The following is a 23468-nucleotide window of genomic DNA, read 5'->3' as shown; positions in this document are numbered from 1 at the left end:
TTCATATTAGCATATTTAAGAAAAATTGTAAGTTATAGATACGATGGACTATTAATAAATTTAATGTCTATTTTGAAGATAATTTTTGAATTTTTGACCTAACTCTTGGTGCTGTAACGCTATTTCATAATTAGCAATTAAAAATCCTAATTTACTACCACAATCATAACGTGTCCCTTTAAATTCATAAGATAGTATTTTTTCTTCCTGTTCTATAAGCTTAGCTATAGCATCTGTTAGCTGAATTTCACCACCTGCCCCTTCAGATGTTGTTTCTAAGCATCTAAAAATTTTATTAGGTAGCAAATATCTACCAACTACAGCATTTGTAGACGGTGCTTTTTCTGGGGATGGCTTTTCCACAATTGCTTTTATAATATCTTCTTGATCTTTTGCAACTATGCCATATGAGCCTGTTTCAGATTTTTTAACCTGCTGAGTAGCTATACATCCTCTAATATCAGTACCCTCAACAGACTTAACCATCTGTTTCAAAACTCCACTACCACAATCATAATTATAAATAAGATCATCAGGCAATATAACAGCAAAATCTTCAATACCAACAAGAGGTTTAGCACATAATACTGCATGACCTAAACCTAAAGCTTCTGGCTGACGTACAAAGAAAAAACTTACATCTTTAGGAATAATATTTTTAACCATATTTAATAGTTCATATTTTTGTTTCTTCTCAAGGGAATATTCTAATTCAAAATTTCTATCAAAATGATCTTCTAACGACTTTTTATTAGAGCTAGTAACAAATATTATTTCTTTACAACCAGCTTCTATAGCTTCTTCTACAGCATATTGAATTAATGGCTTATCGACAACTGTCAACATTTCTTTTGGACATGATTTAGTCGCAGGTAAAAACCTAGTACCCCACCCTGCAACAGGAAAAACTGCTTTTTTAATTTTCATTTAAAACGCCTTATAAACTTTAGTTATCACCAAGCGGACAATATAAATTGATACCTATATTATAATTATTACATGCTAAATTCTTCAACTCATCTGAATATTTTTTCAAGTCATTTGATCTTTTGACATAAAGATCAACTATTATTTCGCCATCAAAATAATATATAGAACTTCTTTTTGCTAATATAATTGTCGTATCTAGATTGTTTTTAACAAAAAAATCAGATATAACTTCTAAAATCTCTTTCCTTGATGGTTCGAAATTTTCTAATTTTATTACACTATCTTCATGATTTGTAACGTCAACATGTACAGTAATATCTTTAATATTTTCAATATTATGATAAATATTACTTTTAACGATCTCTGCTATATAGTGACCCTCTGAAGCTGTACTAAATTTATCAACTAAAACATGGACATCTAAAACAATTTTACCTGCCATTTTTCTCGTTCTTAAATAGTGAAAATCCTCGACACCTTCAGTATTTGTAATTATTGTTTTAATATTCTTGCGAGTCTCGTCATCAACACCTTCATCAATTAGCTCTGCAACCGAAGAATAGCCCCATTTAACTCCCATTTTTACTATCATGTAGCAAACAACAAGAGCAGCTATAGCATCCATCCAAGCAAATCCTAAAAAAGCTCCTACTAAGCCAATTAAAACAACTACAGAAGACCACATATCAGATCGACTATGCCATGCATTTGCTCTTAGCATATCTGAATCAATTTTATTTGCTGCTCTCATGGTATACTGATAAATAAACTCATTACCTATTATTGAAAATATAGCTGCAAAAACTGTAAATTTGTCAGGAGTTACATAATCACCACTAATTAAATCCGTCAATGAATGATAAACAATCATAAAACCAATAGCTATAAGCAAACTAGAAAGTACAAGAGTTGCTAAGGTTTCTAATCTTTCGTGGCCATATGGATGATTATGATCTTCGCCTTTATTTGCGTATTTTGCTGCAAATAAAACCATACAGTCACTTAATAAATCTGAAAAAGAGTGAATCCCATCTGCAAATAGAGCTGGAGAGCGACCAATTATTCCTACTATTGTTTTAGATATTGCAAGCAAGGTATTTATAAACATACCTACAATCGTTACTTTTTTTGTGATTTCATATCTGTTATCTGACATTTCAAACCTCTTCTACTAAGGAATTTTTCTAGATAATAATGCTTCACGACTATAAAGTCTAGAATAATTAAAAATTTATTAATTTTTAGTCATTACTAACTTAAACAGCAATATGTGAACTACAACTGAAAAAACTACAGTTGAGACCCACCATTTTATAGGATCTTCTAATCCATGTACTGTGACATAGTAAGCAGCAAAAATAGATATGACAAACTGAAAACTAGCCATTACTAAACCAGGATTCCAACTTCTACGTTTAAAACCTTCTGCAATATGTGTTAAACAATTCATAATACTAAAGATAATAATTAATAGACCAAAGCCTAAATTTATAAAACTTAACAGACCAAAAATAGTAAAAGCTAACCACACCATTAATATATTTATCCAAAATATTTTAATGTCCGTAAGCTTTTCTTGCCCCCCTGGTAAATTCATGACTATTTGATTCATGAACTTTTTGAAACCTCCAGGAATATAATGTTCTTCTGTTTGATGAAATAAATATAAAGGAATATTTATTAATCCCCAAAAGTGAGGATCATAAATTGAAAAATTAGTAAACAATAATATTAGAAAAAATAATCCTGCCCATGGAGCAATTTTTGCCCAATTTTGATTTTTAGCTAAAAAATTTATCATAATTAAAAACTAGAAAATATTGATTAATATTGATGATATACCATTTTTTATCAATAAAGTAAAAAACTTCAAATATCTTTAACTTTTGACCAAAATAATCTTGCAAAGCTTACAAATAATTGTATAATATACTCCATCAGTTCGGAGAAATGGCTGAGTGGTCGAAAGCGGCGGTCTTGAAAACCGTTGACTGTAACAGGTCCGGGGGTTCGAATCCCTCTTTCTCCGCCATGAACATAGAGCCCGCCTACTTTGTAGCGGGCTTTTTTGTTTCTACCCACCTATAAACCCACCTAAAAGATTTCGCTTAACAACCTTTTGATTAACTATCGAATAAGCAAACCGTCATTAAATCTTTTAAATAATCAAAATGGAAAATTTCTTCGATATATTTTTTATACCTACTTGAATTAATTTCTCTTTCATCATCGCTGCTTTCTTTTTCCTGAATATAATTGTGCTTCTCATTAATACTATATCCAGTCATATACTCATATAACATTAAGTCTAAAAATCTTAACTTTGGTATCCAATAATTTTTAATTTTTTGTTTTGCTGATTCTATATTCGTAGTATTAAATACTGAATATGACTTATTACTCTTCTCTAGTTTGATATTTAACTCTAAATTCTTAACAAGTTCAGCTCGTAGACAATAAGGTAATTTTTGAACTCTTCTAAAAAAAATATCAATATTACTACCTTTATGTTTTTCAAACCATATCGTCTTTTCACTTTCCAAAAGATAATTTGAATTTATAGGATCTAATAACATCTGTTCTAAGAATATATTTATTTTCTCTATCCTTTCATTATCATAACCAATAGATACTTGTAACATCTTTTGATCAAAAGTCAGCTGAAGTCTTGTCCAGTCAATATACATAACCCATCTATTGTAGATCATGAAAGCAATTTGCTTGACCGTTAGATTAGAAAAATCATAAACATTATACTGAAGAGAGTTTAGTACCCTTCTATTAAAACTTGCAGGTAGTGGTTTATCTATTTTTTTAAATAGATAAATATTATTCTCTTTAGCACTTTTTAAAGTTTCCCAAGATTTAAAAACACTGTTTATAGTAATTGCTGATAAATATTTATTAGACTCATATGATCTTATTATTTCTACTGGTGACTCAATATCTCCTATATCTAGCTCTGGAGTATCTACTAAACAAATGTTAAACCTATCATAATTTTCTAAATAGTCTCTTATAAATGAAACTATCATATTTTTATAAATAATATCTAGCACCAGAAAAAACGTCTCTGAAATAATCTTTCTTACCTGTTTTAGTGACATATTATCAATATATTCTTTAACAACATATACTTTATAAAAAGTCTCTAAATGTAAATCAATAGATGATATATATAGTTTTGAAAAAATATACCTAGCATCTGATACGGGATCTATTACTTGAGTATCTCCTTTAAGCTTTTCGTATATATTAATATAATATTTATCTAGATCTTTTTGATCATATGTTATTTTATATAAATCATAATAAGACATACTTTTACCTGATATAAAAACTTTTTTATCCAATAATAGCTCCATATATCTTTTTTATTTAAAATAACAAGATTCTCTCTGAAACGCTAGTTGATTTAGATGACCGCTGGGTTATCTAAATCTTTTACAATAGCGTTTCTAAATATTAATCATGCGAAGCATTACGCATTGCCCACCGTCGGCCTGATAAGGTTGACCAACGGGTTTTACCAGTGAAACGGGAGGGACTTAGACTAGCAAACTTGTTACTGTGCCCTTAGCCTGCGACAGGGTGCTTTGCTCGGCTTTAGTCCATCGTGTGAAACTCGTTGGTCAAGCGTAGCGCAGACGGTGGGCTGAGCATTCCCCAAATTTTGGGGAAGCGGCGAAGAGTTAATCAAATATCGGCTCTGTCCAACGCCCAGCGATGCTTGCAAAAGCATAAAGGGCGGACGATATTGAGAAACTCTAGCCTATGGGGTTTATTTGATAGCTTGATAAATCTGCTTGATTATTTACTTACTTTGACAAAAGTAATAAATAAACTTAAAACTCAATCAAGAATATTATTTTTGTCGTGATGTTTTAGTTCAGATTTTGAGAGTTATCTAGCTTATAATCTCTTTCTGATATTCTATCATTCAGCCAATCTTCAACTTCAGAAAGTACCCATCCCACTGAGTTTTCGCCTAACTTAACCTGTTTAGGAAATAGGTCTCTACTCATATAATCATATATTGTAGATCTAGATAAACTAGTAATTTCTAATACTGTTTTTAATCTTATTATTTTCATATTCATTTCCCCTATTGATATAGATCAACAAGGAATATGATTTCATAAAGATTGCTATATATCTACCATAGCTATTTTAGACTTTATTTCGGCTTACTCTAACGCCCTGCTAATATAGTTAAGGGTGGGCGATATTAAAAACTCTAACCTATCTAGGTTTGCTTATCTAATTACTTCATCAAAAGTTAGATACTTTATGTGATATGCTAACCATAATAAATATTCATCATTAAGTCGAATGTTTATTTTAAAGATATGTCTATCAATTTTAATTTCATTTTCTGTATTAAGCAGATTAGCAAATTTAATATCATTAGGTATATTCAAACCAAATAACTTGCATATTATGACTACATCAAGAATGTACAATAGACTATACTCATCAGTCCATGTCTCGATAATAGCGTTACTATTCTTGCTTAAGAACTCTTTATAAGCCTTTTTCTCATAATTAGTGCTAAAACTCTCACGAACATCCTTATATACAGACTTCTTTTGCATTAAATTGTAATACTTACCTGTTGAAATCTCACCAACACCATACCGCTCTTCCCAGAACAGTCTTGTTGCTGGATTAATAATATCAATATTATCACTTAAAATTCTTATGATATCTTTTAGGTCTTTTATTCTTTTAGAACCAAAAGGATTTTTTAAATATAGTTCTCGTGCAAAATTAAAGTCAAATGTGGCTTCTATAGGATTACTTGAGTATAATTCTTTAGCAAATTTAAAAATATTTGCGACAACATCAATTATGTTTTGCTGTATTAAAAACTCTTCACTTTCTGACATATAGTCATAATTTTTTGACTCATTATTGCTAATAAAGATATATCTATCATGTATAGACTTGATCGTATTAAGTAAATTATATCTATGAAATAGTGATTTCAAGAGAGTTTCATTAGTAATGCTCTTAAATTTATTTTCATACATTTGAATATTAGGAAACAAATTTTCAGTATCAAACTCGTTTCTAATAATATCTTTATTTGAGTAGCCCTTATATATATCTCCAGATAAAAAATTCACATAAATATTTTCTATAATATGAAAAAAATTTTCGTCTTTTTTAATTAAAAAGGGCTTCTTAGGGAACATAATTCCTATATGGAATTGCTTATACAAATAATAGATATTTATTCCTTCATTACTATGCTGGTCTTGAAGTTGTTCAATATAATTATAAACAGACACCGCAATATTTTTAGCATTAGAAAAATCTATTTTACTACTATTATTGAAATAGATATTTTTATAATTATTTTTGTTATCATCGAAATAATCTAAAAATTTTTCAACCCAGCCTAAGTTATAATATTTCTCAATATCTATTTTAAAATCACCAAAGATATCTGCACAAACATAATCATACATAAATTTATAAAAGGAATAACAAAATATAAATTTAGATAATTCATCTCTATAATAAGTTCTGTCACAACTGACTTTTTTGTATATTTTTTCATAAATAGAATATATATATTCACTGTCTATATCAGGAAAATCTTCTAAGTATATTGAGATACTTGAGTTACTTTCTCCATCAAGATCGATAACTTCTAATATTTCACTATTAGCATCAGTATTATTCAATTAATGAGCCCTACCTATTCTTCTTAAAATTCTCAGCTTGCTCAAAAATCTCTTTGAAAACCTCATCTTTTGTAATTGGTGGGTAGCCATGTTTTGCCAAGAGCATTATCAAATCTACTTTTAGTTCGGCTTTGATATCATCTCTGATATTCCAGTCAGTATATTTTGATTTATCATCGACTACTTTTTTGACCTCTTTAGCTAGAGCTATAAGTTTATCCTCTGGATAGTCAAACTCATACCGGATAGCTATATCTTTTAAGATGTCATAAAAAGCTTTTTCTTCAAAGTCGATACCTAGATCACCAAAAGACTCTTTTTCTTTTTTAAGAGCGTGATATAAATCGACAATCTCATCTGTAAAATCATTTAAAACATCACTAACTAACACATCTTGCTCTTTGCGTTCATTATATTTTTCTACAAGTGAGTTAAGCTTTTTAGAGAAGTCTAATGCTTTGACTTTATTTACCTTTTTAAAGTCTTCTAGAGCTTTTGCTAATAACTGTTGTAATAGCTTAATCTTAGTATTTGGCAGTTTTACTTTATCTATCTTGTTTAGATAATCCTCATCAAAAATATCAATCTTTGACTCATCATCACTACCAAGTTTAAATATCTCCTCAACACCTTCACTTTTGATAGCCTCTTCTATCATATTAGCTACCCTTTTGTTCATCTGTGCAGTATCTGGAGCTTCGCCTTTGGTTAGTTTGACAACTATAGAACGCACAGCTAGATAGAAATGTATAAGATCTTTCTCATGGTCTGAAAAAGCATCAGCACCACAGCATATATCATAAGCTGCTTTTAGTCTCTTAACGATATACATAAATCTATTTTCTAGCTCTTTTGTTAGTTGGATATATTCACTAGCAAAATTTAGACAATTTAGTTGCTCAACTGGTGAACCTGAAAAATATTTACTATTATCAAATTTATGAAAAAGTTTTGCTAATAGATCTAGCTGATCTTTGACAACAACTATAGATGCTTCTATATCCTCAAAGTTTTGGCTATCAATACTAGAGAATTGTTTAAGAGCCTTGTTCATCGCCGTTTTCATACCGATATAGTCAACTACTAAGCCCTTGTTTTTACCTGCGTATTTTCTATTTACACGAGAAATAGTTTGAATAAGGTTATGCTGTTGGATTGGCTTATCAATATAGATAGTATCTAAAAATGGCACATCAAAACCTGTTAGCCACATATCAACTACTATAGCTATTTTGAAGTTAGATTTTTCATTTTTGAATTGAGTATCTAAAGTTTTACGATACTCTTTTGTACCTAATAGATTATATAACTCTTCACAATCATCTTGGTTGCGAGTCATAATCATTTTGATTTTCTCTAATGGAAGTATCTCTTTCTTTTCTTTATCTGTAAGCTCTGCGGTATCTTCACAAGCTTGTTTAATATTCCACTCTGGACGCAAAGCAATGATTTCTTTAAATAAAGCATAAGCAATCTGTCTACTACTAGAGACAAACATAGCCTTGCCTTTGATAGTAGCACCCTCAGAAACTCTCTGCTCATAATGCTCTACAAAATCCTTTGCTATCGCTCTAATCCTATCAATATCACCAAGTATGACACTCATGTTTGTCATAGCCTTTTTGCTTTCTTCTACTTGGTGTTCATTTGCTCCGGCTTCGGCACATTCTTGATAATATTTCTCAATCTCTTGAAGTCTTGAGCTATCTAATAATACTTTTGCAGCTCTGCCTTCGTAAACTATACGAACAGTAATCTCATCTCTAACTGACTCTGTCATAGTATAGCTATCAACGACATTACCAAAGACATCTAAAGTTGCATCTATCGGCGTACCTGTGAAACCGACAAAGGTAGCATTAGGTAATGAATCATGCAGATACTTAGCAAAACCATAAGATTTTTTGATACCGTCTTTTGTGAATTTGATTTTTTGGTCTAGGTTTATCTGGCTTCTATGTGCTTCATCAGATATACAGATAATATTAGTTCTCTCACTGAGGATATCCAAATCTTCGGTAAACTTATGAATAGTAGTAAGAAACACACCACCACTTTCGCGAGCTTTTAATTTAGCTCTTAGGTCTGCCCTACTCTCAACACTGACAACTGTATTATCACCAATAAATTTTTTAGCATTTGCAAACTGTTTACCAAGTTGGTCATCCAAGTCTGTCCTATCTGTGATAATCACAATAGTTGGACTTGAGAAATGAATACTTTTCATCAACATACGAGTTAAGAAAAGCATTGTAAAACTTTTACCGCAACCAGTTGCACCAAAGTATGTACCACCTTTACCATCGCCATGAGGTTTTTGATGTTGAATAATATTTTCATAGAGCTTTTTGGTAGCATAATACTGCGGATAGCGACAAACTATTTTCTCTTCTTTGTGCGATTTATCAGGTATATAGATAAAATTATGGATAATGTCTACTAATCTCTCACGATTAAGCATCCCTTGAATCATTGAGTGCATTGAGGCGATACCATCTACATCGACTTCATCGCCTGTGATTCTTCGCCAAGAGTAGAAAAATTCATACGGAGCAAAAAGAGAACCAGCCTTATTATTGATACCATCACTAATGACACAAAAAGCATTATATTTAAAAAGCTCTGGTATATCTCTTCTATAGCGGACTGTTAGCTGATCGAAAGCATCTTTGATAGTTGCTTCTTCACGGATAGCACTTTTAAACTCAAAAACTACTAGAGGCAAACCATTTATATAAACTATGCCATCTGGTATGCGTTTCTCATATCCTGTTATCTCTAGCTGATTGACTATCTTGAAGTTATTAGCGTCAATATTTTGATAATCTATAAAATGAATACGAATATCTTTAGCTTTTGGATCTTCTCGTTTGAAATCAAAACCACTAGTTACTAGCTCCATGATAGCCTTGTTAGTATCATATAGATCACTAGCTGGATAAGCCTCTAGTTTACGGATAATAGTTGTAATCTCGCTAGTTGTGATATTATCACTAGCATATCTAGTAGCTAAGTACTCACGCAAATCATCTACCAGAAGTACATCTTTATCATCACGGATAATTTCTTTACCAAACTGATAACTAATGCCCTCTTGACCAAGTAACTCAATAAATGCAAGCTCTAGTTTTTCTTCTGTGAATTTGTTCATTTTTTATTTCCAAATTAAAAGCCTTTCTTAATATGCAAGGTATAACACTACTTAAAAGCTATCTTAGATATACTATCTAATTTAATATAAGGCTTATTTTTTAAGGATAATTTTATATCTCCAAAGCATAGAACGTATAAACCTACAATTTCATTAATATCTTTATATTTCTTAAATCTTAAAAGAAAACTAGACTTGTCATTTATCAATATACTAAAATCCTTATTTTCACCACTAAAATTAATCCAAAAACTATCTTCTTGTATTCTTATAGACACCACTACTCCATAAACCCCTCTAAATTTACCTATATCTTCAGATGATATCTCGTAATGCCTTTTAAATAAATTACTTGCATAATATGGATGCTTATAACCAACATCTATTTTTTGAGATGATATTGCAAAATTAACATCATGGATTAACATATTTAATAATGACTTTAATCTTCTATTTCGAGATGATCTTTTTGTTCCGTTTTTACAAGAATGATTTTTTCCTAAATTATTTGAGACTTCGTTTTCATTTTCAGTTTCTGTGATATGTGAACTTGATTCACTTCCGAATTTAAAATCTACTTTTATCCTATCACCTGAATTAATTATTTCTTTCTCACTCTCTTCAAGATGCCCCAACAATTTTTCTGAACTACTAGCACCTAGTTTACATCCTACACCGTGAGGTCTTGAACCAAAACAAGCACCTTGACCACTTATTGAAGGTCTTCTAAAAAAAGCTGTATGTCCACATTCCAAACAAATTAGATTTTTACTTTTTTCTTCGAAACCGTCAACTTTTGCAAAATCTTTAGCATTATAAATTTTATTATCTAGTACACATTTCGCTAAATCCATAATTTAACCCTCATAACTAATATTCCCCTCTACGATAAACTCAGCTCTTTCAAAAAGCTCATCATAAGTGATTATCTCAATATTACGATTATTTCTTCTAAACAATTCAAATGTTTTTTTCTTTATTTGCTTATCTCTAGGGTTATCACTTTCTAGCTCTTGCCATGAACCATATAATAAAATCACCTTAGAATCATAGGCTTTTTGTATAATTTCATTTCCATTTTTTGTGTAATTTTGTGATTGCTCCAGTTTTATCTGCCCAGATGCTTTTTGTTCTAAAATTTGACTGACAGCATTAAAAAACTCTGAAGTTAAACACCAAGAGTTTGATCTATTTTTTGAAACTGAAAATATCTTTGATTGTGGTTTTTTAAGTTCCACAAAGGTTGTAAATGAATTATCTCCCATTAAAAAATCTGATATGACAGTATTTGACCCGTCAAGGTTACTACTTGATACACTTGCCTCATCTTGTAAACAACTATTAAATCTATAATCTAAGCCATATCCAAAGATCCAAAGATTATTTTTAAAAAACTCTTGCCATTTTTTCTCACTCAAGTTATTTTTTAAATTTTCTCTAAATTGCTCAAGTCCTTTCTTTCTATAACCTATATTTACAATATCTTTACTAACTAAACTTTCATCTGATAATATTTGTTTTAATATCTCTTCACCATCATTTTTATGCAATAACTCTTTTATTTGTGTAGCTATTTCTTCATTATTACTTCCATTAGATAAAGATATTTTTCTTTCATTTATAGAATCTATATTTATCTCATCTAAAAATCTTAGAAAAGCTCTTAATTGACCAAAACTAAAGTTACTAAAGGTAATATCTTTTACCTCTTTACTATGATAATTATATTGATATATTTTTAGTGATTTTAAATCATTTTTATTATCATTATGTACAACCTGAAATAATACTCTTGGTGAAAACTGTATTGCTTGCTCATCCTCATAATAAACTACATTTAAGTACTTATTACCATTACTGTCTTCACTTTTATATAAAGTTTCTACCCTAGAATTATTTATTATTTCTTTAATATCTGCTTTACGATTAAATTGCTCAAGAATTTTAGATATATCTAGATCCATACTACTTCAATTCCATACATGTATTTTTTATAAGTTCTTTTGCTAAATCCAGTCTATATTTTTTTATAATTTCATCAAAAGCCTCTTGAATAAAGTTAGCTACCCAATATTGAGAATTTTCAGGAGGAGTCTCTCCAAAATCTAAGTAATCAATGTAATCATCTGAAGCCATTAAAGATTCATTAATTGAAAACATCCAAACAAAGTGCTTAATAAAAATTTCTCTAATACACTCTTGTAATGAATCTAATGACTTTATTCTATTATCTAAATTTAGTTGATAATCATTGAGCATCATAAATTGGAAGTAATTATAGTGGGCATAATCATTTAAAGTACCCCTTACATTTTTATAGTTACCCTTAAACAAAAGATCGTTTATATCATTTAAATCTTTATGTTTTATAACATACTCATTCATCTCTCGGTATTGTGGTAGCTTTTCTTTACCTCTGAGCCAATTATTCACTTTCTCTACAATAAAATTTTCTAAACTAAAATTATCCTTAATATATAGAGATGTATAGCAATGTATTACTATTGAATCATAGTATTTTCTAGTTAAAGAATAGGCATCATTTATTGTGCCAAACTCAAGTAGTTTCTTAACAGATTCTAGAGTTGATCGTATCGAAGATACTAGATAAGTTTCGTAATTGAATGCTTGAGTACCTTTGTTAATAAATTTGAAGACATTAAAAGCTAATAAATCATAAAATTTAATATACTTATTGAGGTCAGAAAATATCTCATGCTTTTTATACTCATCTGTAAGCATTGAATGATTTGATTCCATCACCCCTCCACAGTTGCCATTTTTGAAAGTAATATTTCTTTAAGTCTATTAAGCTCTAAAATCTCTTTCTTTTTCAAATCCACTCTTGATAATATTTTGTCTATAAAACAAGAGAATTTTGTAACAATGTTTACAGCTGGCTTTAAAATTTCAAAAGATGATATATCAGGAACAGTTAATTGTCCTTGAGCAGAGGATTCACTATGAAACCTAAGAGAACTTATAGATAAATATAGATAACATAAAAAACTTTCTGAATATGGAGTAATCACAATCAAACGAACAATAGGAACAAAAGAAGCTAGCCTCAAAACAGTATAGCCTATGATTGCCCCTCTTGCTGATACTGTAATTGATTTTTTTGTTACTTTAGGAGCGTTCGTAAAACCATAAAGTCCTTCATCTACAGTACTATTTCCAAATATTGGAATACTATATTTACTAGACATATATTTTTTGACTATTTTAGGTTTATCTCCACCTGCTTTTATTTCAGCGAAATCACTTAGTTTAGATACGCCCCACCCCTTCGGAATCTCCTTCTCAAGCTCCTCGCACCAAACCATCTCACCACCGCCAGACTTGTACGGTCGGATATCAGATTCTGAATCAAGTTCAGAATGACTAAAATTGTGTGGAAAATTGAAATCCACAAACCACTCTTTATATATGGCTTGAGCTGTTTCTTCTAGTTTTTGGTTTAGTTGTTCATTTAGTTTGATTCGATTTGTAATTGCATAATACTCTGCTACTATCTCACGCTGTTTTTCTATTGATGGGATTGGTAGTTCTAACTCACAAAAATCATCCCAGTTAAATCCACCTCTAACACTACTATCTGTAGTAAACCAAGCATTTCTATCAAACTCACTTCTTCTAAACCACATCATTAGATATTCTGGAAGCAAAATTTGCTTGTCCACTACCTCAAAAATAACATAAGCAGGAGATACTATAACTTTCTGCTCTAATTCCAGCATACTTATTGGTAATACACCATCTCTACCAACGTGCATTGGGTTATATGCAAATTGATTTTTCTCTACTACTTTATATTTTGATAAATCAGTTCCTGTAACATTTGCTACAGACGGCATAAATTCTTTATTAATATTTATACCTCTAAGATTTTCAACAGTTAAAAAATTATCAGCATTTCTTTTCTTAACTTGCTGGATATAGTTACCAAGTTTTTTATAATTTGATCTCATAACCCAACTCTTTAAATACTGTTAGAAGTTCTTTTTTTGATTGCTCTTCTTGCTTTAGTAGCTCGCCAAATTCAGCTTGTAGATTTTTCATTTTCTCATCAAAATCTATATTCTCATCTCTATTTACAAATTCTATATATTTACTTGGTACTAATGAGTAGTCTTTGGCAATGACTTCATCTATAGTTACACTATTACAATACTCTGGAATATCTTTATATGACTCTTTATCAGATTGCCAAATATGATAAGTGTCTGATATTTCTTGGATATTTTTTTCATCAAACTGAATAAATTTCTTCTCAAATGGCACACCCTTTTGGCGTAAATCCATAAATAAAATCTCATTAGTTCTATCTCTATGGCTCTTTTGCTTACCATTCTGCTCAAATTCCCTCTGTTTTTTATTAGCATTAAGTATCCAGATAGTCACACTAATATCTGTAGTGTAAAACATTCTCATTGGTAGTATTAAAATAGCTTCAACTAGATCATTTTCTATTAGCTTTTTACGGATTTTGTATTCTTCGCCACCACCACTTAGAGCACCATTAGCTAGGATAAAACCAGCTACACCATTTTGCGATAGCTTAGAAACTATATTGAGTATCCAACCATAGTTTGCATTTGACTTTGGTGGTACATCATAACCCGCCCAACGCGGATCATCTAATAGCTCATTTGCTCCACGCCAATCTTTTTGGTTAAATGGTGGATTCGCCATTATAAAATCAGCTTTTAGATCAGGATGTTGATCTTTGAAAAATGTATCTGCTGGCACATCTCCAAGATTTGCCGAGATTCCACGGATTGCTAGATTCATCTTAGCTAGTTTGTATGTAGTACCTGTATATTCTTGTCCATAGATTGAGATGTCTTTTTTGTTACCCTTATGAGCTTCTATAAACTTGATAGATTGGACAAACATACCACCCGAACCACAAGCTGGATCGTATATTTTACCTTTGTATGGTTCTATCATATTCGCAATTAGATTTACGATTGATTTTGGCGTGTAGAACTCACCTTTACCCTTACCCTCTGCTATCGCAAATTTACTCAAGAAATATTCATACACTCGCCCTACTATGTCATTACCTTTGTCGGCTATAGTGTTGATATTATTTATAGTATCTATCAAGCTAGAGAGTTTACTCACATCTAGCCCAAGCCTTGAGAAATAGTTATCTGGTAATGCACCTTTTAAACTAGGGTTATTTTTTTCAATAGTTGATAGAGCTGTATCTATCTTGAGAGCTATATCGTCTTGTTTGGCATTTTGCTTGATATATGACCACCTAGATTCTTCTGGTAGATAGAAGACATTTTCCATAGTATAAAACTCTACCATGTCGATAAATGCTTCTTTGCCTTCGGCTATTAGTTGCTCTCGGCGTTCTTCAAAAGTATCGCTAACAAATTTTAAAAATATTAGCCCTAAAACTATATGTTTATATTCGCTAGACTCAACTGAGCCCCTTAGTTTATTTGCACTATCCCAAAGAGTCTCTTCCATAGACTTGGTATTTGCTTTCTTTTTTACTTGAGCCATTTAGGTTAAAAATATTTATATATCTATACAAAAGATTATATTTAATTGGTTTTGTGATTTCTAGAAGTATTGTTTTATATAGCTGTCTTTAGTGTATTACATGGTTTACTTAAAGTAGTACTTGATCAAATAGTTTATTTATAAGCTATTTGTTGGATTCCACGGTCGAAGCCTGACGGAATGACGTGATACTTTTATATTGGATTATCTATAGAAAAATAAAATAAATAACAAACTGAAATGTTATAATTTATAACAATTAAATTACTTATATAAAATACGAGATGAAGTATAAACCGCCATACACTATTACATCTAAAATTGTTTCATTAGTATCTGAAATAAGCCAAATGGTTGGTGAGATAAATGCTTCATCAAAAATTCAAAGAGATCTTAGGCTACGCAAAGTAAATAAAGTTAAAACTATACGCGGAACTTTAGCAATAGAAGGTAATACTCTAGATGAGTCTATTATTACAGCAATACTTGAAGGTAAAAAAGTTTTAGCTCCTCAAAAAGAAATCCTAGAAATCAGAAATGCTATCAAGGTTTATGATACTTTTAACACACTAAACTATAAGAGTGAAGAAGACTTTATTAAAACTCATTTGCTTTTAATGACTGGTTTGGTTGATGAGATCGGTTGCTATCGCTCTGGATCTGTTGGTGTTATGTCTGGTAGTGATGTAATTCATATCGCACCTCCAAGTAAGAAACTTCCTCATTTAATGTCTGATCTATTTAATTGGATATCTAATACAGATGAACATCCTTTGATAAGTAGTTGTATTTTTCATTATGAGTTTGAGTTTATACATCCTTTTGCAGATGGTAATGGTCGTATGGGTAGATTATGGCAATCGCTAATTTTAAGCCAATGGAATGAAGTCTTTAGTTATTTACCAGTTGAAAGCATCATATATGACAATCAACAAGCATATTATAAAGCTATCAAAGATAGTACAGATAATACTAATTGCTCTGTATTTATAGAGTTTATGCTTGAGATGCTTCTAATCTCAATCAAAGACATCACCCCCCAAGTCACACAGCATGTCACCCCCCAAGTCAAAGAACTTCTCAAGGTTTTAGGAACTTTGGAACTATCAAGACAAGAAATACAAGATAAATTAGGCTTAAAAGATAGAAAATCATTCTCTGACAGGTATCTTAATCCAGCCTTAGAGCAAGGTTTTATAGAGATGACTATTCCTGATAAACCTAAAAGTAGATTGCAAAAGTATCGAAAAAAATAGGATAGATTTTTAGCAGAAAACAGCTATTTGATTATCAACTGCAAAAGTTGTGATATCTCCTGATAGCTCAATATCACGGGCTAGAGATTCAAAGTCGATGTAGTATCTTAGATATTCTGGAACTGATGAAATATCAGTAGTTTCTTCTGCATAGTCTTCAACTGAGTCATATAAACCTATGAAACAATCGTTTATCATTTCGATAGCTTCATCAATATTGTTTGTATACTTATAAGCTTCTATAAAAAGCTCCCCATGTTCTACAATGTTTTGAGCTACTTGAGAGATAGTCTCTAAGCTTTCATACTCTGACAAACCTAGATTATCAAAATCTTCATAGTCATGTATTGCCCACTCTTCAGCGTCTGGCATAGGGGAACCTGCTAAAATCTCTTGAATTTCTTCTTCTAAAGCAGAAACATCTTGGTTTGCATTAATCCATTTACCGTATAGGATACCATTGTTATAGCTTGCTAAACATGCGATATAAATTTGAGGCTCGTAGTTTGTTATCATTTTTTGCTCCTTTTGCTTTCACTGTTACAACAATTTGAAGAATAGCCAATTACAAAACATAGAAAATCATGGTGGAACTCACAGGCAAAACCTTGATTTCATATGGTATTGGCAAACTGGTTTGGTGTATTACAGTGACGAAAGGTATTAGTCAAAAAATATAAATGAAGAGCTTATTTTAGTCATCGCATTAGCTAAAGATATGCAATGATTATCTAGGTATTTATGGATTAGCAAAGTTAGATGTTTTTAGAAGTTAGTAAGACTGGTTTTAGTAGTGACTATGCTAGAGTTGTTGGGCTGGCATGAGTAGGCTTTGTGGGTTTGTTTGTGTATTGAAAGTGACTATTTATAGTAGTTATTGTAGATATGGTAGTTTTTAGAGGATTATTTTACTAGTTGCAATATGCATATATTGCATAAGTATGAAGTAAGAAACCTTTTTTGAGCTTATGCAATTTTTACACAAGTTTAGATGTTTACATCTTATATGGTCTCAAAGTGAAACCACTTCCAAACATCTTCAGTTAGATTGAATTGTCGTTTCTGTCCATTAGTTGATACAGTTACTGACTTTATTGACTTGATAGCTTTTTCAACCATTTGAGCCTTAGCTTGATCTGGCATGACATATCTAACTTTAGATATTTGATTAGCTTTTATCATTTTAAGATACTGGACTATTATCTGCTGATAGCGATATTTACTTTTTATAGTTCGTTCAGCTTCTATAGCTATCTTTTGATTATCTTGTGTAATGATAATAGCATCTGGTCGTTTGACATTTTTACCACCAAACCATTCATCAGTTAGCCATCTACCACTAATATATTTGTGATTTTGTTTAATAGCTTGTAAATGTATCCGCTGACAAAGAAACTTATGCAATAGCTGACTATGCTTAAGTTTACTTAATTCAAAGCCTCTTCTATCAAGATGATTAGTTTCAGCCATACCATGTGAAGTAATACCTATTATCTTATAACTTTTATTTGGCTCTTCTACACTTGGTAGATTTATCTCTCTAGCAAAACCTAGTTTTTCTAGTCTTTTGATAAATCCACTAATACCTTGTGATGAAGTAATGCCAGTCACTTCTTTTAAGATTTGTCTATTGGTATAGACTTCATCAGCTAAGAAATCTAAAGCAAGCTTAACTCTTTTATTACCTTGTTCTATAAGATCTTTTCTACCTCTAGTCTCAATCATAAAGCCCCCATGATATCATTATCATCTTCTGAATCTGTTTCAGAGTCATTTGCATTATAAGGTTCAGCTTGTATTAGGGTTGGATATTCTACATTTGGAGGATACTTTAAAATCTCTGTCTGAACTAGTCGTGGTAAGCCATGACCAACAAGAACTCCTACTTTAGGAGGGAGATTTGCCAACATTGTTGCGCTAAAAACATTAGTTTTTTGTGAAGTTTGAACGGTCTCCATGACTTGGTCAATTTCTTTAAGAGCCTCATTTCTTTTAATATGATTACGTTCAACTTTAATTATCTTTTCACCAGTCATTTTACTAGCTTTTTCAGATATGCTTTCATGTGGTTGTTCATAAATTAATTTTATAGAATTGATTTTAACAGTATCAATTACTGAATTACCATCAACATCTGACTGCAATCCTGCCAAACTCTCAAACGAAGTCATATTCATCACCATAGTACATCTCTTCTTACGTATCTTCTCAATAGCTGCTTTAACTGTTTTATTAACAAAATCAGCAAATTCATCTACAAATAGAAATACATGGTTAGAGTTGTCTATATTTCTAGAGCTTATTATCTGCAAAATTCTGATGAGTAAGGCTTTACATAAATAGGTTATCTCATCATCTGCTGACATATCAGGACATGAGATATAGATGACATCACCATTTTTAATAGCCTCTGCTATAGACATACTTTCATTTACCTTAAACATAGGAATATTAGCGAAATCAAAAAATTCTTGTATAAACTGAGGCATATGACCATCATCATTTTTGAATCTATCTTCTCCATACTTACTTAAAACTTTTGTATGTAAGTCAAACATGCATCTAACACCTTCAACCTCGCTTTCATATACTGTTCTAGCTCTCCTTGAAAACTGTGAAAAATAGTTAGCTCCCCCTTCTGTTATTTTTAGAGTAGGAAATAGCGTATTTGTGAGCTCTTTGAACTGATGGGGTGTAGCTCCCTGAAGTAGGTCTAGCTGGGGTTTGTTATATTGCTTAAAGTCAATCCAATGGAAGTCCTTACCCATATTTTCAGCGGTATGTTTGAGATTTTTCATAACGTGTTCATCGTCATTGCAATCTAATACTATAATTGGGTTGTTTTTTATACACGCCTGCGCAAGAAAATACTGAGTAAAAACTCCCTTACCAGAACCGCTAGAACCAACTATACAAACATGCTTAAGTTCTCTATTTTTTATTTTTGAATCCTCTATATATATGGGCTTATTGTTCTCAATATCCTTAGCTATGAATATTCGATCTTTTTTAAAAAAAGTAGCGGGATCAAATGTCTTCATCTTGCTAAGTCTTTGTTTTAATTCTAGTAGCTCATCTTTTGAGCTAGTTAATCCTTCACTTCTTTTATTGTTAGAAGCTATGCTAGAAATATAATCACTAAATGCTGGCTCAATCTTACTAGGATATACTGTTCTAGATAAGACGATATGAACTACTGCAACTATAGCTAATGTTATATAAAAATATACTAAATTAGCCCAAATATAATCTTCTAACAAAGAGTACGCTTTCATGTATGGATACTGATTTGTTAAAGTTGCAACTCTATCAAAGATATTTCCATAAAAGCTCATAAAACTCATTACTTTGGATACATAAACTGCTATTGCCCAACTAACTCCTATTAAAAAGCATGAAAAGACAAAAATAAACAATGTCTTGATGCTTAATCTTAAAGCTTGAACCCCAAAGGTTTGTTGCTGAGATTTGAGCATTGTATAGCCAATGTAATATGCAACGCTTAAAAATGGGAAAAATAGTACAGCTCGCCAAAGCCAACCATAGTCTGTATGAAATCCAAAACCTCCTGATATTCTCTCCAAAATTGCAAATAGGCCTTGTAGATTTGGGCTTCTTGCCGAAATTAAAATTACTATAGCTGAAATTACTGGTAGTAAAATCAGCATAAATGGTAATAGTTGTATATTGATACTATTTTTGTTTGTATATGTTTTTTGATTTTTCATAAAAAATTCCTTATTAAATAATGTTCACACTTATGTTTTCTAAAAAGACAAAATGAACGCTATATGAACACCTCTGTTCACAAAATTTCCATATTTTTGTTTACACTTTAAATTACTAAAAGCTAAATATTGCTTAAGTCTTTAGTTTAAATATTATATTGTTCATATCATGTACATTCTTATGTTCTATAAATGTTCATTGTTCACAGTCTCTAGGCAAAAATATCGTGAACACTACTTTTTATTTTGTTTGTACGCTTTGATAACCTTACTAACTAATCCAAGACTGCAATCCATCTCTTGTGCTATATCTCTCTGGGTCATATCAGATTTATACATTTCAATTATTCGCTCATTCCTAGATTGCTTAGCAGTCGAAATATTCCAATGTCCATTCACTAAGTGAACCTCTATATCCTCAATTTTTTCGCCATTACGATTTTTCTCTACCTTGACTATAAATCTAGCACCCTGCTCATACTCATAGTCAGAAGGATGTTTGAGACATAAAACAGTATCCAACACATCTTGTTTAGCTGATGAACCTCTATTAGTTCCATTTTTGCCAGCATGATCTACTAAAAGAATAGTTTTACCGTTAGCTCTGAGACTCAACAACCAATCTTGCGTAATACGCCATGCTTCTGTTGTATTTTCCCTACCACTACGACATAGGGTAGCTAAATTATCTAAAACTATAAAATCAGCCCAATCAACAAGATCTTCGAGAGATTCTTGTCCTTCTAGGGTTGATAGATCTGGCATTATCTGGTCAGCTAATAAAGTATCATGACTTACAATTTTAAATTGGCTATTTGAAAGTCCATTAGATAGATTCATTAATCTATCTCTTATGCTTACTAAAGGCATTTCCCCATCTATAAATAATGTATTTACAGATCTATTAGCTTCCCAACTTAGAAAACTTGTACCTGTAGATATTGCCCAAGCAATTCCTGTAGATAGATGCGTTTTTCCTACACCTCGTTCTGCATAGACCATTATTAGATCTTTTTCTTTTATAATAGGCTCAAGCAAAAATTCTTTAGATCTTAAATCCTTAGCAATCACTTGATCCCATGACAATGCTTGAACTTTTTTAGACACAACTTGGTTCTGGATCTCTTTATATGCTGAACTGACAATATTACAAAACTCAAAGAAACCAATGCTTTGATCTATATCCTCAACTATATCTATATTTTCATCTGTTAGATTTTTTTTGATTGAGCTTTTAATAAAAAAGTTCAACATATCTAAATGTGACTGTTTCATTTTTTTATATTTACTATCAGAAATTACTCCCTCGTTAAATCTATTTGTAAGCTCATTAATTTTTTCTAATGTCCACTTAACAGATTCCTCGTCGTTAATCAAAATAGAACTTATATTGTTTATATCAAATTGCTGATCTGAGTTTTTATTTAACATGATCACACTCCTTAAGAGCTCCAAGCTGATTTTGCTTCTTATTTCTTTGCTCAACAAAACTACTCATAAATTCATTAACCTCAGATCTAAGCCATAAGCTATTTCCAAAAACTTTTATAGGTTTAGGAAAATCCCCTCTCGCGATATATGCGTAAAGAGTCGTTTTTTTCTTTTTTATTATTTTCAGAACTTCATCTATTTTTAAATATTCTTCTTCCATAGCTTTAATCTCATAATTCTTTTTATGCTCTCGAAAGCGATTGAACACTGCCGGCTACTTTTGTATACAAGAGATATTATTTGATAATATGGAAAGTATAGAAAGGACACTATTTATAAAAAATTTGTCCTTGACAAGTATGATATAATAACAGGTTTTTGAATATTGTATTGTTGAATTTAGTTCATATATTCAGCCCACTCTTCCATTAACAAAGCTCTTTTTTCTAGCAAATTACCTCTTCTGTAAGCTGCTTCAACTTTATCTTCGATCTCATGAGCTAAAGCCATCCTTCCTACATGTAAAGGGTAATTACTTTTCTCGGTTACCCAGTTTAAGAATGTAGATCTAAAACCATGCTGTGTAATAACTTTATTATAAGCAGGATCAATATAACCTTTAGAATCTGTATTTATCTTTTTTAAACTTTTATGAAGACTCAAAATAACATTCTTCAAAGCTTTATCTGATATTTGATTGCCCTGAGTGTTTGGAAATACTAACTTATTATTTGCCAACTTCTTAACTTTATTAAGCACTTCTATAGATCTTTTTGATAGCGGTATTGTATGTGGTTTAGCTTTACTTGCTGAACCTTTCATTATTTCAGCTGGTATAATCCAAACATTTTTTTTTAAATCAAATTGATCCCAAGATGCTTTTGCTATTTGCCCAAATCTACTAGCTGTTAAAATTGCAAACTCTAGAGCTAAGGATGGTATTGAATTTTCAGTTTTAAGATCTTTAATAAAGCTTTTTAACTGATTATATGGTAAAGCAGGATGATGATTGGTTTTTTGTGTGAGTTTTCCAGATGGTAATAAAACCTCAACCTGTTTCTTAGATGGTGTTGGATTAAGTTCATGATAGAGACTGGATGCAATAGCAAAATCAAAGATATTAGAAATATACGATCTCAACTTAGTTGATGTATCATGTATTTCTGTCCAGATTGGCTTCAAAGTTTCTGTAATATGTGTATGTGTAATTTCACTTATTGGCATTTTCCCAAGAGTTGGAAATATATTTCTTTCAAAAGCTCTTGTCCATCTTGGAAAATCTTTTGGATTTTTCCATTCCTGTGATTTTTTCTCAAGCCACAACCTAGTTACATATTCAAAAGTAATTTGTTTTTGTTGCTCATCATTTTTAATTTGTTCAATCTTAACTTTTCTATCCGTAGCTGGATCAATTCCATCTAATAAAAGATTTTTATATTTTTTAGCCTTATCTCTAGCAAGTTTTAATGGCACTAAAGGAAATGAGCCAAGCCCCATTTCCTTTCGTTTTTGTTTAACACCATTTACACCTGTTCCAAGAGCTGTATACCTAAATATCCATGATTTTGAACCATTTTTTGTAATTTGCAGATATAATCCATCAGCTCCTCCAACGCAAAATTTTTGCTTCGAACCATTACTAAGCTTAAGAGATTCAACCTCTTTGACAGTAAGCACTGTTTTTCTCCGCATACTATTTCTACCCACCTATATACCCACCTATGATTAGTGAATAATAACGAATTAATATGAACTT

19 protein-coding genes and 1 tRNA gene are annotated in these 23468 nt (G+C 31.1%); 2 read left to right on the top strand and 18 right to left on the bottom strand.

Going from position 1 to position 23468, the window contains the following annotated elements; all coding sequences use genetic code 11:
• Positions 1-60: 60 nt before the first annotated feature.
• The 3 genes from galU to F7310_RS04585 form a co-directional block, all read right to left on the bottom strand.
• Entirely contained in the window at positions 61-927 is an 867-nt protein-coding gene (gene galU / locus F7310_RS04595) for a UTP--glucose-1-phosphate uridylyltransferase GalU (protein ID WP_072712125.1), read from the bottom strand.
• Between the two features lie 19 nt (positions 928-946).
• On the bottom strand, positions 947-2086 hold the full coding sequence (locus tag F7310_RS04590) for a cation diffusion facilitator family transporter (protein ID WP_072712123.1): 1140 nt from the start codon (positions 2084-2086) through the stop codon (positions 947-949).
• 78 nt (positions 2087-2164) lie between these two features.
• The gene (locus F7310_RS04585) at positions 2165-2734 is read right to left on the bottom strand and encodes an HXXEE domain-containing protein (protein WP_145951728.1); all 570 of its coding nucleotides are present in this window, start codon (positions 2732-2734) and stop codon (positions 2165-2167) included.
• Between the two features lie 140 nt (positions 2735-2874).
• Here F7310_RS04585 and F7310_RS04580 point away from each other — a divergent pair.
• A tRNA-Ser gene (locus tag F7310_RS04580) sits at positions 2875-2962 on the top strand.
• Positions 2963-3053: 91 nt separating this feature from the next.
• Here the strand turns inward: F7310_RS04580 and F7310_RS04575 are convergent.
• The 9 genes from F7310_RS04575 to F7310_RS04535 all read right to left on the bottom strand — a co-directional run bounded on the left by F7310_RS04575 (position 3054) and on the right by F7310_RS04535 (position 15297).
• Positions 3054-4283, bottom strand: coding sequence for a hypothetical protein (locus F7310_RS04575; protein WP_145951727.1), 1230 nt, complete (start codon positions 4281-4283; stop codon positions 3054-3056).
• A gap of 531 nt (positions 4284-4814) precedes the next feature.
• On the bottom strand, positions 4815-5024 hold the full coding sequence (locus F7310_RS04570) for a helix-turn-helix transcriptional regulator (RefSeq protein WP_072712119.1): 210 nt from the start codon (positions 5022-5024) through the stop codon (positions 4815-4817).
• A gap of 162 nt (positions 5025-5186) precedes the next feature.
• A complete protein-coding gene (locus F7310_RS04565) occupies positions 5187-6623 on the bottom strand; it encodes a hypothetical protein (protein ID WP_072712118.1) in 1437 nt (478 codons plus the stop codon).
• A 10-nt stretch (positions 6624-6633) separates the two neighbouring features.
• Positions 6634-9774, bottom strand: coding sequence for a type I restriction endonuclease subunit R (locus F7310_RS04560; protein WP_072712116.1), 3141 nt, complete (start codon positions 9772-9774; stop codon positions 6634-6636).
• A 47-nt stretch (positions 9775-9821) separates the two neighbouring features.
• Positions 9822-10628, bottom strand: coding sequence for a hypothetical protein (locus F7310_RS04555; protein ID WP_072712114.1), 807 nt, complete (start codon positions 10626-10628; stop codon positions 9822-9824).
• Positions 10629-10631: 3 nt separating this feature from the next.
• Positions 10632-11738, bottom strand: coding sequence for a Shedu immune nuclease family protein (locus F7310_RS04550; RefSeq protein ID WP_072712113.1), 1107 nt, complete (start codon positions 11736-11738; stop codon positions 10632-10634).
• A gap of 1 nt (position 11739) precedes the next feature.
• Positions 11740-12534, bottom strand: a complete 795-nt coding sequence (locus F7310_RS04545) for a hypothetical protein (RefSeq protein WP_202968672.1) — start codon at positions 12532-12534, stop codon at positions 11740-11742.
• Positions 12534-13745, bottom strand: a complete 1212-nt coding sequence (locus tag F7310_RS04540) for a restriction endonuclease subunit S (RefSeq protein ID WP_072712111.1) — start codon at positions 13743-13745, stop codon at positions 12534-12536. Before F7310_RS04540 ends, F7310_RS04545 begins: the two co-directional genes overlap by 1 nt.
• Positions 13729-15297 carry a type I restriction-modification system subunit M gene (locus F7310_RS04535; protein WP_072712109.1) on the bottom strand — a complete coding sequence of 523 codons (1569 nt, stop codon included), beginning with the start codon at positions 15295-15297 and terminating at the stop codon, positions 13729-13731. The genes F7310_RS04540 and F7310_RS04535 overlap by 17 nt, the downstream gene beginning before the upstream one ends.
• 284 nt (positions 15298-15581) lie before the next feature.
• Between F7310_RS04535 and F7310_RS04530 the strand changes: the two genes are divergently transcribed.
• Positions 15582-16553 (top strand): Fic family protein, encoded by a 972-nt coding sequence (locus F7310_RS04530; protein WP_072712108.1) that lies wholly within the window; start codon positions 15582-15584, stop codon positions 16551-16553.
• 9 nt (positions 16554-16562) lie between these two features.
• Here the strand turns inward: F7310_RS04530 and F7310_RS04525 are convergent, their stop codons facing one another.
• The 6 genes from F7310_RS04525 to F7310_RS04500 all read right to left on the bottom strand — a co-directional run bounded on the left by F7310_RS04525 (position 16563) and on the right by F7310_RS04500 (position 23404).
• Positions 16563-17069, bottom strand: coding sequence for an antirestriction protein ArdA (locus tag F7310_RS04525; protein ID WP_072712106.1), 507 nt, complete (start codon positions 17067-17069; stop codon positions 16563-16565).
• A gap of 486 nt (positions 17070-17555) precedes the next feature.
• On the bottom strand, positions 17556-18278 hold the full coding sequence (locus F7310_RS04520) for a TriL protein (RefSeq protein WP_072712105.1): 723 nt from the start codon (positions 18276-18278) through the stop codon (positions 17556-17558).
• The gene (locus tag F7310_RS04515) at positions 18275-20281 is read right to left on the bottom strand and encodes a type IV secretion system DNA-binding domain-containing protein (protein ID WP_072712103.1); all 2007 of its coding nucleotides are present in this window, start codon (positions 20279-20281) and stop codon (positions 18275-18277) included. The genes F7310_RS04520 and F7310_RS04515 overlap by 4 nt, the downstream gene beginning before the upstream one ends.
• Positions 20282-20515: 234 nt before the next feature.
• Positions 20516-21712 carry an AAA family ATPase gene (locus F7310_RS04510; RefSeq protein ID WP_084645189.1) on the bottom strand — a complete coding sequence of 399 codons (1197 nt, stop codon included), beginning with the start codon at positions 21710-21712 and terminating at the stop codon, positions 20516-20518.
• Positions 21702-21980 carry a helix-turn-helix transcriptional regulator gene (locus tag F7310_RS04505; protein WP_072712102.1) on the bottom strand — a complete coding sequence of 93 codons (279 nt, stop codon included), beginning with the start codon at positions 21978-21980 and terminating at the stop codon, positions 21702-21704. Before F7310_RS04505 ends, F7310_RS04510 begins: the two co-directional genes overlap by 11 nt.
• 131 nt (positions 21981-22111) lie before the next feature.
• On the bottom strand, positions 22112-23404 hold the full coding sequence (locus tag F7310_RS04500) for a tyrosine-type recombinase/integrase (RefSeq protein ID WP_072713533.1): 1293 nt from the start codon (positions 23402-23404) through the stop codon (positions 22112-22114).
• Positions 23405-23468 lie beyond the last annotated feature (64 nt).

Origin of the sequence: Francisella uliginis (genome assembly GCF_001895265.1) — a bacterium.
Lineage (GTDB): Bacteria > Pseudomonadota > Gammaproteobacteria > Francisellales > Francisellaceae > Francisella > Francisella uliginis.
This window is presented reverse-complemented; position numbering and strand designations above follow the sequence as displayed.

What these genes read in the sequence shown, in the direction of transcription:
- galU (WP_072712125.1), bottom strand. Translation starts at nt 927, where the DNA reads ATGAAAATTAAAAAAGCAGTTTTTCCTGTTGCAGGGTGGGGTACTAGG.
- F7310_RS04590 (WP_072712123.1), bottom strand. Translation starts at nt 2,086, where the DNA reads ATGTCAGATAACAGATATGAAATCACAAAAAAAGTAACGATTGTAGGT.
- F7310_RS04570 (WP_072712119.1), bottom strand. Translation starts at nt 5,024, where the DNA reads ATGAAAATAATAAGATTAAAAACAGTATTAGAAATTACTAGTTTATCT.
- F7310_RS04560 (WP_072712116.1), bottom strand. Translation starts at nt 9,774, where the DNA reads ATGAACAAATTCACAGAAGAAAAACTAGAGCTTGCATTTATTGAGTTA.
- F7310_RS04555 (WP_072712114.1), bottom strand. Translation starts at nt 10,628, where the DNA reads ATGGATTTAGCGAAATGTGTACTAGATAATAAAATTTATAATGCTAAA.
- F7310_RS04550 (WP_072712113.1), bottom strand. Translation starts at nt 11,738, where the DNA reads ATGGATCTAGATATATCTAAAATTCTTGAGCAATTTAATCGTAAAGCA.
- F7310_RS04545 (WP_202968672.1), bottom strand. Translation starts at nt 12,534, where the DNA reads ATGGAATCAAATCATTCAATGCTTACAGATGAGTATAAAAAGCATGAG.
- F7310_RS04540 (WP_072712111.1), bottom strand. Translation starts at nt 13,745, where the DNA reads ATGAGATCAAATTATAAAAAACTTGGTAACTATATCCAGCAAGTTAAG.
- F7310_RS04535 (WP_072712109.1), bottom strand. Translation starts at nt 15,297, where the DNA reads ATGGCTCAAGTAAAAAAGAAAGCAAATACCAAGTCTATGGAAGAGACT.
- F7310_RS04530 (WP_072712108.1), top strand. Translation starts at nt 15,582, where the DNA reads ATGAAGTATAAACCGCCATACACTATTACATCTAAAATTGTTTCATTA.
- F7310_RS04525 (WP_072712106.1), bottom strand. Translation starts at nt 17,069, where the DNA reads ATGATAACAAACTACGAGCCTCAAATTTATATCGCATGTTTAGCAAGC.
- F7310_RS04520 (WP_072712105.1), bottom strand. Translation starts at nt 18,278, where the DNA reads ATGATTGAGACTAGAGGTAGAAAAGATCTTATAGAACAAGGTAATAAA.
- F7310_RS04515 (WP_072712103.1), bottom strand. Translation starts at nt 20,281, where the DNA reads ATGAAAAATCAAAAAACATATACAAACAAAAATAGTATCAATATACAA.
- F7310_RS04510 (WP_084645189.1), bottom strand. Translation starts at nt 21,712, where the DNA reads ATGTTAAATAAAAACTCAGATCAGCAATTTGATATAAACAATATAAGT.
- F7310_RS04500 (WP_072713533.1), bottom strand. Translation starts at nt 23,404, where the DNA reads ATGCGGAGAAAAACAGTGCTTACTGTCAAAGAGGTTGAATCTCTTAAG.